This window comes from Bacillus sp. ISL-78 (assembly GCF_018613455.1).
GTDB lineage: Bacteria > Bacillota > Bacilli > Bacillales > DSM-1321 > Peribacillus > Peribacillus frigoritolerans.
In genome coordinates this window covers 242,351-255,942 of sequence record NZ_JAGGQC010000002.1, presented here as the reverse complement: position 1 = coordinate 255,942, position 13,592 = coordinate 242,351, and the positions used below count along the sequence as shown (strand labels likewise).

General features: G+C 43.2%; 9 protein-coding genes. 7 read left to right on the top strand and 2 right to left on the bottom strand.

What is annotated here, in order from left to right:
• Nucleotides 1–332 precede the first annotated feature (332 nt).
• From J7I96_RS01660 to J7I96_RS01650, 3 genes are all read left to right on the top strand, one after another.
• Nucleotides 333–1,658 (top strand): aminotransferase family protein, encoded by a 1,326-nt coding sequence (locus J7I96_RS01660; protein WP_214773682.1) that lies wholly within the window; start codon nucleotides 333–335, stop codon nucleotides 1,656–1,658.
• Nucleotides 1,659–1,676: 18 nt separating this feature from the next.
• Complete coding sequence (locus tag J7I96_RS01655) at nucleotides 1,677–3,110, top strand: aldehyde dehydrogenase family protein (protein WP_396020042.1); 1,434 nt, start codon at nucleotides 1,677–1,679, stop codon at nucleotides 3,108–3,110.
• Nucleotides 3,111–3,326: 216 nt separating this feature from the next.
• The gene (locus J7I96_RS01650; protein WP_214773680.1) at nucleotides 3,327–4,847 is read left to right on the top strand and encodes an aldehyde dehydrogenase family protein; all 1,521 of its coding nucleotides are present in this window, start codon (nucleotides 3,327–3,329) and stop codon (nucleotides 4,845–4,847) included.
• A gap of 150 nt (nucleotides 4,848–4,997) precedes the next feature.
• On the opposite strand, the gene J7I96_RS01645 is transcribed toward J7I96_RS01650, so the two are convergent.
• A complete protein-coding gene (locus J7I96_RS01645; RefSeq protein WP_214773679.1) occupies nucleotides 4,998–7,043 on the bottom strand; it encodes a molybdopterin oxidoreductase family protein in 2,046 nt (681 codons plus the stop codon).
• Nucleotides 7,044–7,200: 157 nt separating this feature from the next.
• Between J7I96_RS01645 and putP the strand changes: the two genes are divergently transcribed.
• From putP to megL, 4 genes are all read left to right on the top strand, one after another.
• On the top strand, nucleotides 7,201–8,670 hold the full coding sequence (gene putP, locus J7I96_RS01640; RefSeq protein WP_214773678.1) for a sodium/proline symporter PutP: 1,470 nt from the start codon (nucleotides 7,201–7,203) through the stop codon (nucleotides 8,668–8,670).
• 375 nt (nucleotides 8,671–9,045) lie between these two features.
• A complete protein-coding gene (locus J7I96_RS01635) occupies nucleotides 9,046–10,113 on the top strand; it encodes an ATP-binding protein (protein ID WP_214773677.1) in 1,068 nt (355 codons plus the stop codon).
• Between the two features lie 47 nt (nucleotides 10,114–10,160).
• Complete coding sequence (locus J7I96_RS01630) at nucleotides 10,161–11,297, top strand: DEAD/DEAH box helicase (protein WP_214923083.1); 1,137 nt, start codon at nucleotides 10,161–10,163, stop codon at nucleotides 11,295–11,297.
• A gap of 199 nt (nucleotides 11,298–11,496) precedes the next feature.
• Entirely contained in the window at nucleotides 11,497–12,672 is a 1,176-nt protein-coding gene (gene megL, locus J7I96_RS01625; protein ID WP_214773675.1) for a methionine gamma-lyase, read from the top strand.
• Between the two features lie 16 nt (nucleotides 12,673–12,688).
• On the opposite strand, the gene J7I96_RS01620 is transcribed toward megL, so the two are convergent.
• Nucleotides 12,689–13,417, bottom strand: a complete 729-nt coding sequence (locus tag J7I96_RS01620) for a TspO/MBR family protein (protein WP_214773674.1) — start codon at nucleotides 13,415–13,417, stop codon at nucleotides 12,689–12,691.
• Nucleotides 13,418–13,592: the final 175 nt, after the last annotated feature.

Here is a 13,592-nt window from a genome sequence, read left to right as displayed (position 1 = left end):
AAAAAATATTAACATGATAATATTACAAATCTTCCGAAAATTCAACATTGTGTGTCAGGTTTTGTAACATCAATTAGAAATAAAGAGCGGATTCGAAAAAATGCTTGTCATTCAGTAGTTAATCTAATGAATGGGAGTTTATCGATTCGCATGTGAATCAAATGATTTATATGTGAATCAGCATGTGCTCCTATTGATTTATATATGAATCATTTTAACTTGAATACCTTTAATTTAAGCCTCATATAATTTGGCATGAATCTTGCTACATCTATAAATATAAAAATAAACTAGCTTGAAAAAATCCATTACATGAGAAGGGTGTTTTTTACATGATTAAAGAGACTACGAGTATTCAGGAATTAATCGATTTGGATAAAAAGCATTTTATTCATCCGACCACGGCAATCGAACAGCAGCAGGCAGATGGTCCAAGTTTCATCTTTAAGGAAGGGAAGGGAATATATCTTACGGATGTCACGGGCAGGACTGTCATTGATGGCATGGCTTCACTTTGGAATGTGAATATTGGACATGGACAAGAAGAGATGGCTGAAGTCGCGAAGGAACAAATGGCCAAATTAGCTTTCACCTCAAGTTTCGCCACTTTCAGCAATGAGCCGGCAATTCGTTTGGCTGCCAAAATCGCATCCATCGCGCCTGGGGATTTGAATGCAGTTTTCTTCACTTCAGGTGGATCGGAGTCGAATGATACGGCAATCAAACTTGCTCGTCATTACTGGCTTTTGAAAGGGCAGCCTAATCGTCAAAAAATCATTTCCCGCTCGAAATCCTATCATGGAGTGGCAATGGGAGCTACAAGTGCGACTGGCCTGAAGCCGTTCCGGGATTTCACGAATTCAATCGCACCTGATTTTTACCATGTGGACGGTTCCTCCATTGAGGAGTTGCGTAAGGTCATAGAACAGGAAGGACCGGAAACGGTTGCGGCATTTATCGCTGAACCGATTCAAGGGGCCGGTGGCGTGAACCTTCCTCCTGAAGGCTATTTTAAGGAAGTAAGGGAAATTTGTGATGAATACGGTATTTTAATGGTGACGGATGAAGTCATTACAGGTTTCGGAAGAACAGGGACTTATTTTGGGATTGAACACTTTGGTGTTGTGCCTGATATGATGTGCTTTGCAAAAGGTGTAACGAGCGGATATGCACAGTTAGGCGGGGTCGTCCTGAATGATAAGATGCATCAGGACTTCATTGCTCTTTCAAAAGGCACGCTTTTACACGGCTACACATACAGTGGCCATCCGATGGCATGTGCGGTTGCTTTGAAAAATATTGAAATAATTGAACGTGAAAACCTTATAGAAAACTCGAAACAGCGTGGTGAAGAGTTGCTTGCCGGCTTTAAGAAGCTTCAAAGCAAACATCCGATTGTTGGTGATGTGAGGGCACTTGGACTAATTGGAGGCATCTCCATCGTAAAGGACAAACAAACAGGTAAAGGCTTTGAGACACAGCTTGCTCCAAGACTTGTTGCTGAAGCTGCGAAGAATGGTTTGATTTGCCGTTCAGTTACGTTTGATCAAGATACACTCGTATTCGCACCGCCTTTAATCATTACTAAAGCAGAAGTTGAAAGAATGATTGAAATCCTTGATGAGACATTTACTGCAGTCGAAAAAGAAATTTTATAAGAGGTGAAAGTGATGGTCATGACGGAAACGCTGAAAAAGAAATTATACATTAATGGTAAATGGCAAGAAGCTGAGAAGTTCACGACACTAAAGTCCCCTTATAGCGGGGAAGTTCTAGCGGAGATTCCCTCGGCAAGCCTTGAAGATGTCGAGTTGGCCATAGAATCAGCCTATCAAGCTAGAAAAACGATGGCAGCTTTACCTAGTCATAAACGCGCTGCCATACTTGAAAAGCTTGCGGGCCTTTTGGAAAGCCGCAAAGATGAGGCAGCTGAAATTATTGCAAAAGAGGCAGCGAAACCTATTAAAACGGCAATGGTTGAAGTATCCCGGACGATTGCCACATATAAATTTGCAGCAGAGGAAGCAAAAAGGATTCATGGAGAAACATTGACGATGGATGCCACAGCTGACGGAGAAGGAAGGATAGGATATACGGTCCGTGAACCTCTAGGCGTTGTGGGTGCGATTACGCCATTTAATTTTCCGATGAACCTGGTTGCCCATAAAGTGGGCCCGGCCATTGCTGCCGGAAATACACTCGTCTTGAAACCTGCGAGCCAGACACCGCTATCTTCACTATTTCTTGCTGAATTATTGGCCGAAACGGATTTGCCGGCAGGTGCTTTTAATTTAGTTACCGGAAGCGGTTCGGTAATCGGTGATAAATTAGTCACCGATTCACGGGTGAAGAGCATCTCATTCACTGGAAGTCCGGCTGTAGGAATCGGGATCCGTAATAAGGCAGGGTTAAAGAAAGTGAGTCTTGAACTAGGTTCGAATGCGGCTGTCATCGTGGATAAAGGGATCGATATCGATAAAATCATCCAACGCTGTGTATCGGCAGCATTCGCTTTTCAAGGGCAGGTCTGCATTTCCTTACAGCGAGCTTATGTTCATGAAGAGGTGTATGATGAGTTCGTCAAAAAATTCACGGAAGCAACGAATGGCTTGAAACTGGGAGATTCTTTGGACCCATCTGTTGATATATCAGCATTGATCAGCGCCGGGGATGTACAGCGAAGCCTGGATTGGATCGGTGAAGCTAAACAACACGGTGCGATAGTTGCAGCAGGAGGTAAATCTGAAGGAAATATCCTGCATCCCACTGTGTTGCTGGAAGTGGATGCAATGCTTAAGGTATCTTGCCAGGAGGTCTTCGCTCCAATTGTTTTGATCAATAAAGTTTCTTCCGTTGAGGAAGCAATTGACTTTGTCAATGATTCCGAATTCGGATTGCAGGCCGGGATTTACACAGAAAATATCAATCTAGCTCTTTCTGCCGCAGAAAAATTGGAAGTCGGCGGTGTTATCATTAATGATATCCCAACTTACCGTGTTGACAACATGCCATATGGCGGAGTCAAAAAAAGCGGGACTGGGCGCGAAGGGTTGAAATATGCCATTGAAGAGATGACGGAAATGAAATTGGTCATCATTAATCGGAATTGATCAGAAAAGAGGTGAGCAGCAGCTCATCTCTTTTTTCTATGAAACTTGGAAGAGTTTTGCCTATGAGTTATGCAAAAATGAATAGGTAATTCACGACTGAATTTAAATAAGGCAGGAAAGGGCAAAAAAACGTGAGTTACCTAAAATTTCAAACTGGCATGAATCTTGCTCATATTTATATATAGGTAGATAACTTAAAAAAGAGGAGGAAATTACATGCAGGAAACTTTGCAAAATAATACGAAAAAAGAAGGAACGGGAGCATTGGACTTAAAGATGTTCATCAATGGGGAATGGGTGAATTCGACTTCGGGTGAGAAGAGGGATGTATTGAATCCGGCCACGGGGGAAGTTATTGCCAAAGCAGCGGAAGGAACACAGGAAGATGTGGATGCAGCGGTCGAGGCAGCAAAATTTGCTTTCTATGAAGGTGGTTGGTGGGGAACTCCTGCCGTCGAAAGAGCTCGCATTTTATTCAAAATAGCCGACAAAATAGAAGAAAAAGCTGAAGAACTAGCTGCGTTGGAAACATTGGATAATGGAAAACCATTGCGTGAGGCTCGTTTTGATATAGCTGATTCGGCAGCATGTTTTAGATATTATGCAGGATTGGCCACAAAACCGACAGGTCAGACTTTTGAAGTTCCTGACGGCCAGCAAGCGATGGTCGTAAGGGAACCGATCGGTGTATGCGGGCAGATCGTTCCTTGGAATTTCCCGCTAATGATGTCAGCCTGGAAACTTGCTCCGGCGCTTGCAGCAGGAAACTCCGTTGTGTTCAAACCATCTGAGATCACTCCGGTGACGGCGGTCAAACTATTTGAAATCATGGATGAGGTAGGATTGCCAAAAGGTGTCGCGAATCTGGTGTTAGGAGCTGGGCCAGTTGTAGGGCAAGCCATTGCAGAGCATGAGGAAATCGATAAAGTAGCCTTTACAGGAGGCACGGCAACAGGACGTAAGATCATGGAGGCTTCGCTGGGTAACCTAAAGAAAGTCACATTGGAGCTCGGCGGCAAATCGCCTAATATCGTATTTGCGGATTCTGACTTTGAGACTGCAGTTGATTATGCTCTATACGGGATTTTTTGTAATCAAGGACAAGTGTGCTCAGCAGGCTCCCGTTTACTATTGGAAGAGTCCATTTACGATCAGTTCATTGCAAGTCTTACTGCGAAGGCGAAAAAAATCAAAGTAGGTTCAGGTTCAGATGAAAATAGCCAGATGGGACCTATCGTTTCAGAAGCCCATATGAACAAAATATTATCGTATATCCAAATCGGAAAAGAAGAAGGTGCCAAATTAATCGTCGGTGGAAATCGAATTAAAGAAGAAGGCATGGATAAAGGTTACTTTGTCGAACCTACTATTTTTGTTGATACGACACCGGATATGCGGATTGTGCAGGAAGAAATTTTTGGACCGGTGCTTGTCGTTCAAAAGTTCAAGGATGAAGCGGAAGCTCTTCGACTTGCCAATGATACGAAATATGGTTTAGCGGGAGCGGTGTTCACGAATGATATCTCAAAAGCGTACCGTGTCATTAAAAAAGTGCGTGCCGGCATCACATGGATAAACTCATATCATCCGACTTATAACGAAGCTCCTTGGGGAGGGTTCAAACAAAGTGGAAATGGACGCGAACTGGGAACTTTCGGTTACGAAGCTTACACCGAAGTGAAGCAAATCAATAACAACTTGGATATCCAGCCAACAGGCTGGTTTGATGAAGAGTAATTAGCTTGACGAAAAAAGGCTGTTCCTTGGGAACAGCCTTTTTATATGGAATCGCAGATAAAATTCGAGAATCGCAGATATATAATCCGGCAACGGAGATAAAAAGCCGAAAGCCGCAGATATATTCAAAGATTGCTAAACATTTCTTTACTATTGTTGGACTTTTTCCAGATCAACCCGTCCTGAAAAGAAAACGGCGCCATTACCCATATCCGAGAGGCGATCTGGGGTAAGGGAATTGATGTGTTGCTTTGTTTCGGGCGTATTCTGCCACAAGCCTTGGCTGACAAGAACGCCTTGTAACACATTTTCACCGGGAGCAGCGGTAAGCAAGCATTCACCGCGACCGTTCCAGATTCTAACCATATCTCCGGCGGCGATCCCCATTGTTTTGGCATCAGCGGCATTCATGTGCAGTTTCGGTTCCTTTTCCATGGAGATATGTTTGGCATTATTTGAAAAGGTTGAATTCAAGAAATTGTGATTAGGTGCCGGAATGAATAAAAATGGCAGATCGCTGTCTTTTATGATTGGCGTATATGTGGGCAATGGCTCGTATCCATCCCGCTTCATCCGTTCGGAATAAAGTTCGATTTTACCGCTTGGTGTCGGGAGTTTGCCTGGGAACATCGGCTGCATTTTGGCTTTGACAAATTGATTCCTTGAAAGGGAGTCATAGGTGATGCCTTCCAAATGCGGGTTGTCGGGAAAATCCAGAGCCTGCCGTATCATATCTTCCTCTGAATCTCTAAATGCTTGTTCCCCAAATCCCATCCCAGCAGCCAACAGTTTGAACAATTCAACATTCGATTTCGATTCGCCATATTTTTCGACTACTGGTTTTTGTATTTGGACGTAATTATGCCAATATGAATTATAAAAATCCTCCGTTTCATAAGATGACGTGGCAGGAAGGACGAGGTCGGCAAATATGGCCGTTTCGGTTAAGAATAGATCATGGACCACTGTGAATAGATCTTCCCGCATTAGACCTTCCTGCACCTTATTTGCATTTGGAGCGACAAGTGCTGGGTTGGAGCCGTATACAAACATGGAGCGAATCGGGTTTTCTTTTTCCATAAGAGCTTGGCCGATTTGGTTCATATTAATGGTCCGGGTAGCTTTATTATGCAATAAATCAGGACGTCTTAAGGCATTTATATTAAAGGCCAGATATCCTGAATTACCTTTGATGGCTCCGCCGCCTTCTTCCATCCATTGGCCGGTTAGGGCAGGCAGGCAGGCAATGGTACGTACCGCCATGCCTCCATTGTCATGGTGCTGCAGGCCATTGCCTATCCGAACGAATGATGGGCTTGTGGTGCCATACATCCTGGCAAGTTCATATAAGTCATCAATGGGAACGCCAGTTATCGCGGAGACGGTCGCAGGGTCATATTGGCGGACATGTTCGCGCAATTCAGCAGCACCCACTGTGTATTCATCGAGAAAGGGCTGGTCGACTAGATTCTCGGCATAAAGAATATGCATTAATCCCAGGGCAAGTGCACTATCGGTGCCAGGCAGAATCGGAATGAACCAATCTGCCCACTTGCCGGTTTGGTTTTTATGAACGTCAATGACAACTACTTTGGCCCCGTTTTTTCGGGCTTGCTGGGCAAGCGTCACTTGGTGCATATTTGTGCTCACAGCGTTAATGCCCCACATGATGAATAGCTTCGTATGAATCGTTTCTTCTGGATCGATGCCGAAAGAACCACCCATTGTATAGCTGTATCCGACTGAGCCTGCCGCATTACAGATGGAACGCTCGAGCATGCTTGCGCCGAGTTTGTGGAAAAAGCGGCGATCCATCCCCTCGGCGCTGAGGTTGCCCATGTTTCCGTAAAAGCTGTAAGGAAGTATACTTTCCGGTCCATGCGTTTCGATCAAGTCTTTCCATTTGGAAGTGATTGTGTCGATGGCCTCTTCCCAGCTGATTGGAACGAAATTCCCTTTTCCTTTCGGACCGATGCGCTTTAATGGCTGTTTTAAGCGATTGGGATCATATAGGCGGGCAGTCATGTTGCGGACTTTGTTGCAAATATTCCCTTTTGTGACTGGATGATCGGGGTCTCCTTGAACTTTAATGATTTTCCCATCTTTTTTGTGCAGCAGTAAACCGCATTGATCTGGGCAGTCAAGAGAACAAACTGAGGGAAAGACCCCATCCGGCTGATTGATATAGGATTGCATGGCGTATTCCTCCTAAATGATTTATTCTAATAAAATGAATTTTCTTACTTATATTGAAAGTGAAATCGTTGAAAGGTGCAAGAACTTCTTAACATATGTTTTTTTTTCTGATAAGCTTACAAGATGAAAATTAACCTATAAATAGGAGGACTCATTTTTGGAATATGGAATTATAATATCAATTGCAATATACATGGCAGGTATGCTTTTAATTGGTTATTTGGCCTATCGGAAAACGGCTAACTTAACCGATTACATGCTTGGCGGACGGAATTTGGGCCCGGCTGTAACGGCATTGAGTGCAGGGGCTTCCGATATGAGTGGCTGGCTGTTGATGGGGCTTCCTGGTGCGATGTACATAAGCGGGTTGAGTGCTGGCTGGATTGTCATCGGCCTGTGTGCAGGCTCTTATTTAAACTGGTTATTCGTGGCACCAAGACTTCGGACATATACGGAAATTGCCGGCAATTCGATAACGATTCCCGACTTTTTGGGAAATCGATTTAAAGATGGCTCCCGGGTCTTAAAAGTGGTATCAGCATCGGTCATTTTAATTTTCTTCACCTTTTATACCTCTTCAGGCATGGTGGCAGGCGGTGAGCTTTTCCGTACGGCTTTCAATTTAGATTACCGGTGGGGTATCTGGCTGACGGCAAGCGTTGTTATCCTTTATACTTTATTTGGCGGATTCCTGGCTGTCAGCTGGACGGACTTCGTACAAGGTACAATCATGTTCATTGCCTTGATTTTAGTACCATTTGTCACGATTGTAAATATTGGGGGATGGGATCCTACCTTCAATGAAATAAAATCGATTAACCCGAAATTATTGCATGTTTTTGATGGAACATCAACCATAGGCATCATATCTCTTCTGGCATGGGGGCTTGGTTATTTTGGGCAGCCTCATATAATCGTTCGATTCATGGCGGTTTCATCTGTTAAAGAATTGAAAAGTGCACGGCGAATCGGTATGGGATGGATGATTTTTGCTATCGTCGGAGCGATGTTCACCGGTTTGGTGGGGATAGCATACTTTAACCTGACAAATAGTCCATTAGGGGATAGGAATGCTGAGTCCGTCTTCATCATATTAGCTAAAGAACTGTTTCCATCTTTAATTACAGGCTTCTTGTTGGCTGCGATTTTAGCAGCGGTCATGAGTACGATTGCATCACAGCTGTTAGTATCGGCAAGTGCTCTGACAGATGATTTCTATAAGCAGTTCATCCGGCCGAACGCATCTGATAAGGAATTAGTGCTGGTAGGTCGGTTTGGTGTGTTGGCGATATCTGCCATTGCCCTATTATTGGCTTTTAATCCAAGCGGTACGATTCTTAAATTGGTTGGTTATGCATGGGCTGGTTTTGGAGCGGCATTCGGTCCTGTCATTTTGTTAAGCCTGTACTGGAAACGGATGACGAAATGGGGAGCCTTGGCGGGGATGATTGTCGGTACGGCAACCGTGATCGTCTGGGATATGATCGATAAGTTTGCTGAAATATACGAAATCATTCCTGGTTTCATCGCTGGTTCAATAGCGGTTGTCGTTTTCAGTTTATTAACGGCCAAGCCTACAAAAGATATCGAAGAAGAATTCAATCAAGCCATTAAAGACCTCTCTTGATTTATTGAAAATCCAGTAGTAATGCTGCTGGATTTTTTTACGATATAAAACAATGATTACTATATATATGTTACAATATCGATAGAGTCCTTATGTTGAAAACATGAGGGCTTTTTTTGAGTGATTTGGGAATAATAAACCAAAAAACAATACAAAGGAAAAAATATGAACCAATCTCATAAAATTGCATGTAAAGTGGCTTTTATATATATATTCATTGGGGTCTTATGGATTATCATTACGGATTACATCTCTATGACGCAGGCAAGGTCAGATGTTCAGATATATGCAATGTTTCAACATTCCAAAGGGTGGATGTTCATATTCATAACCGGACTTTTCCTGTACTTCATAATCAGGTATTGGACGGGGAAGATGCTGAGGTCCCAACAGGAATTCATTCTGAAGGATGAACAGTATCGGTCGCTGTTCAAGCATAACCCGGATTGTGTCCTTGAGCTGAATCTCGAAGGAAATGTCGTTTCGATAAACCCGGAAGCGGAAAAACTGTTAGGTCATCATAGTGACAATTTAAAAGGCAAGAATGCGAATCATCTTATCAACTGGAATGAAAGTGATAAAGTAGCTGAATTCTTTCTACAGTCCCTTCAAGGGGAAGCTGTGAAATTCGAAACGACCATTCAGAATAGCAGTGATGAACAACGGATAATCCGTGTAACTTTTTTGCCGATCATCGTCCACTCGGAAATGCTTGGAGTATATGCAATCGTTAGGGATATTACCGAATTGCGGCGCGAAGAGGAATTGATGATCATGTCTGAAAAGCTATCTGTTATCGGACATCTGGCTGCGGCCGTCGCACATGAGATAAGGAATCCGCTGACATCTTTAAAAGGATTCGTACAGTTAATGGATATGACCCAGGAAGTGAATCCGCTGCATTCTGATATCATGTTGAAGGAAATTGACCGAATCAATATTATCTCAAGTGAACTTTTGGTTCTCGGGAAGAAACAGGATGTCGCATTCTGCAGGATCGATCTTGCCGACAGTTTACAACAGGTATTCACGTTGATGAAAGCAGAAACGAATTTGAATAATATCGAAATGGGGCTAAGGATTAAAACCGCCGAACCGATTTATATCATGGCTGATTCAATTGAACTTAAACAGTTGGTAATCAATATCGTCAAGAATAGCATTGAGGCGATTGAAGATAATGGGGAAATTGATATATCGCTGCAAATCATCGATGGACATGCTGTAGTCAGCTTGAGTGATAATGGCATGGGAATGGGGCCCGAGCGCCTTGAACGTATTGGTGAGCCTTTTTACTCGACGAAGGAAAAAGGGTCAGGGATCGGGCTTGCAATTTGCCGGAAAATCGTTCATCGCCTTCAGGGGGAAATGGACTTTGAAAGTGAGATAAACAAAGGGACGACGGTTACAATTCGTATTCCGTTAGCTACTGGACAAGAATAAATGGTACTATGAAGGATAGGAAAAGTTTTATATTAAAGGAGAACGATATGAGCGAATTACCTGCATTAATAAACGATAGAAAACCATATATACAAGAAGCCTGGAAAAAGTCCGGATTCGGACAACTTACCCCGATACAAACGAAAGCGATCCCCGTGATTGTCGAGGGAAAGGATATCATGGCCGAATCACCGACAGGTACAGGAAAAACATTGGCATATTTACTGCCATTGCTGGAAAAGGTTGATCCTGAAAAAAAATCGCCCCAGGCTTTGATTCTGGCATCATCACGGGAACTGGTCATGCAGATCAATGAAGAAATTCGCATTTGGTCAGAGGGAAGCGGCATTACGGGTGCAGCATTCATCGGCGGTGCTAATGTGAAAAGGCAGTTGGACAAACTGAAGAAGCGTCCACAAGTGATTGCTGGAACACCGGGGCGGATTTACGAATTGATTGCCCAAAAGAAACTGAAGATGCATGAAGTTAAGACGATAGTACTTGATGAAGGTGACCAATTGATCATTCCAGAGCATATGGGAACGATCAATAATATTATCAAAACAACATTAAAAGATCGGCAAATCATGGTGTTTTCAGCAACCCTGCCAGAGGAAACGGAAAAAGTGGCCAGGGGATTCATGAATGAACCCGAAATGATTAAGGTCGATAAAAATGAAAAAATGGAATCCAAGGTGGACCATCTTTACTTTGTTGTTGAGAGACGGGAAAAGTCCAAGATTCTCGAGAAAATCACAAGACTTAAAGATGTGAAGGCACTTGCCTTCCTGAATGATATTGCGGAGCTTAGCGTCTTACATGAAAAGCTGAGTTATAAAGGGATTGAAATGGGCGTGCTTCACGGTGAATCCAATAAAGTCGACAGGGAGAAAGCACTGCGCAAGCTTCGTTCCGGAAAATCCCCGATGCTGATAGCAACGGATGTAGCGGCAAGGGGGCTTGATATTAAAGGTCTTACTGCAGTAGTCCATATTGATATGGCTGACAACATCGAACAATATATCCATAGATCTGGTAGAACTGGGCGTGCAGGTGCAGATGGCACGGTCATTTCAATCGTAACGGAAAGAGAAGAGCGAGAGTTGAAAAAAATGGCTCGTGAACTGGAGATTCCACTAACGAAAGTAACCTTCTATGGTGGAAACATCGTAGTCGAAGAATGATTCGCAAAAAGGGACGGCCATGGCGGCTGTCCCTTTTTTTAAAAGAGTTTCTCAATTTGCAGATTCCTGCTGAACAGAAACCATATTATTTTTACTAAATTCAGTGTTCATTTATGGGTAATGGTCATGAATGAAAACGCTTCCTTTATACGGGTTTTTGTCATATGATAGCAATAGATATAGGTTAGGAGGAGACGGTATGACAAGAAAGTATAAAGAATTTGAAACGGCGGTCATCCATGAAGGATATGACTCGAAGAAGCATTTGGGAAGCTTGGCAACACCTTTATTCCAGACGTCAACATTCACTTTCGAAAATGCCGAGCAAGGGGAGAGGCGTTTTGCCGGTATGGAAGAAGGATATATTTATTCTCGCCTTGGAAATCCAACGGTACAAGTGCTTGAAGAAAAGATTGCCGCTCTGGAAGGCGGGGAAGCTGGCCTTGCTTTCGGTTCAGGCATGGCTGCCGTTTCAGCAGTCCTTTTTGCTTTAACTAAAACAGGTGATCACATCCTCTGCTCACAGGGGTTATATGGTTGTACATTTGGCCTTCTGCAGCTAATGAAAAATAAATACCGGATCACTCATGATTTTTGTGAAATGGATACAGAAGAACAGGTTAGGAAAATGATCCGTCCGGAAACGACCTGCATCTATGTAGAAACCCCGATCAATCCGACTATGAAAATGATTGACTTACGGATGGTGGTAAGGGTTGCGAAGGAATATAATGTGACGGTCGTAGTCGATAATACGTTTTCGACGCCCTACCTGCAGAGACCGCTTGAATATGGCTGTGATATCGTCCTTCATAGCGCAACGAAATATCTTTGCGGGCATGGGGATGTCGTTGCGGGACTTGTCGTCGGTAAAAAGGAATTCATGAATCATGTAGCCGGGACTACACAGAAAGATATCGGTGGAATCATTTCACCATTCGACGCCTGGCTACTATTGCGGGGGTTAAAGACGTTGCCCGTCAGGATGGACCGTCATTCGGCCAATGCAATGGCAATCTTTCATGAACTTAAGAAACATCCAAAGGTGAAAAAGGTATATTATCCAGGTGATGCTGCTTCACCGGATCATTATATCATGCAAGAACAGATGAAACATGGTGGCGGCCTTATCTCTTTCGAATTATATGGCACAAAACAGGATGCACAGGTATTCCTCAATAAATTGAAACTTATCAAAATTGCTGTAAGTCTAGGGGATACCGAAACATTGATCCAGCATCCCGCTACCATGACGCACTCTGCCGTTCCTGAAGATTCACGGGAACAAATGGGCATCAGTAACCAACTGGTCCGTCTCTCAGTTGGCCTTGAAGCTTGGCAGGATGTATGGCAAGATCTTCAGCAAGCATTATAGGGTACCATATCCTTATTTAATTCTTTCTATTTTTAATGAAGATGGTGATGGATACGATAAAAGTGATGGCAGCCAGGATATAAGAAATGTCTGTGATTACCGGATAGGCGTCGCTATTTCGTATCCCGATGCCTATGAACGCCCAAACGAATACGAGAGGATAGAACCAATCCCGGTTTTTACCTGCAAAGACAAAAGCCAGGATTGTTGCTGCAATCAGCAGGACAATCGTCCAGGTAAATCCGGAAACCCCAAAACCGTCCCATTTGATATAGGTGAGGTAATAAGAAATGTCAGCGATCGTTGCAACACTTACCCAGCCTGTATAAACGGAGAATGGAAATAGGTCGAAAGTAGTGTGTTCCACTTTTTTTATGCTTGTATAAATGACCATTAAAGTAGCAAAAAGAGCAATGATGATGAATACGGATAACAAAAAGTGTTCATAGTGCCAAGCTAAAAGCCAAGCTCCATTCAGGATACAGCTTAAAGCGAACCAAGGGAAGGATGCCTTATAAGCAGGGCTGTTTTGATATTTACTTAAAAACTGCCTGAAGACCCAGATGGCAAGCAGGAAATAGATCAAGCCCCATATGGAAAATACATAACCTGCAGGAGTGAAAAGGACATCCAGTTTATCGGAACTCTCTCCTGATGTTTGGTCGTTCAATGGCAGGAAATTGGCTAGAAAATTCATCGTGACGACGAACAGGTAGAATATCAAGTTAATGATGGAAATAAGCATGATCTTCCTCCTTATTTGTATTGTGAACCTCTAACCCTATTCCACATATTTAGCCTGGTTAACCTATTTGAAGCACATTGGGGTTAATGGGGACCATTTTTACATAAAGATAGGAAGTTCCTGTAACAATTGAACCATTTAAGGTTAGAAATTTTACATCTTCACTTTATGGTGA

Coding starts and splice junctions, on each gene's coding strand:
- J7I96_RS01660 (WP_214773682.1), top strand. CDS start 333: ATGATTAAAGAGACTACGAGTATTCAGGAATTAATCGATTTGGATAAA.
- J7I96_RS01655 (WP_396020042.1), top strand. CDS start 1,677: ATGACGGAAACGCTGAAAAAGAAATTATACATTAATGGTAAATGGCAA.
- J7I96_RS01650 (WP_214773680.1), top strand. CDS start 3,327: ATGCAGGAAACTTTGCAAAATAATACGAAAAAAGAAGGAACGGGAGCA.
- J7I96_RS01645 (WP_214773679.1), bottom strand. CDS start 7,043: ATGCAATCCTATATCAATCAGCCGGATGGGGTCTTTCCCTCAGTTTGT.
- J7I96_RS01635 (WP_214773677.1), top strand. CDS start 9,046: ATGCTGAGGTCCCAACAGGAATTCATTCTGAAGGATGAACAGTATCGG.
- J7I96_RS01630 (WP_214923083.1), top strand. CDS start 10,161: ATGAGCGAATTACCTGCATTAATAAACGATAGAAAACCATATATACAA.
- megL (WP_214773675.1), top strand. CDS start 11,497: ATGACAAGAAAGTATAAAGAATTTGAAACGGCGGTCATCCATGAAGGA.
- J7I96_RS01620 (WP_214773674.1), bottom strand. CDS start 13,417: ATGCTTATTTCCATCATTAACTTGATATTCTACCTGTTCGTCGTCACG.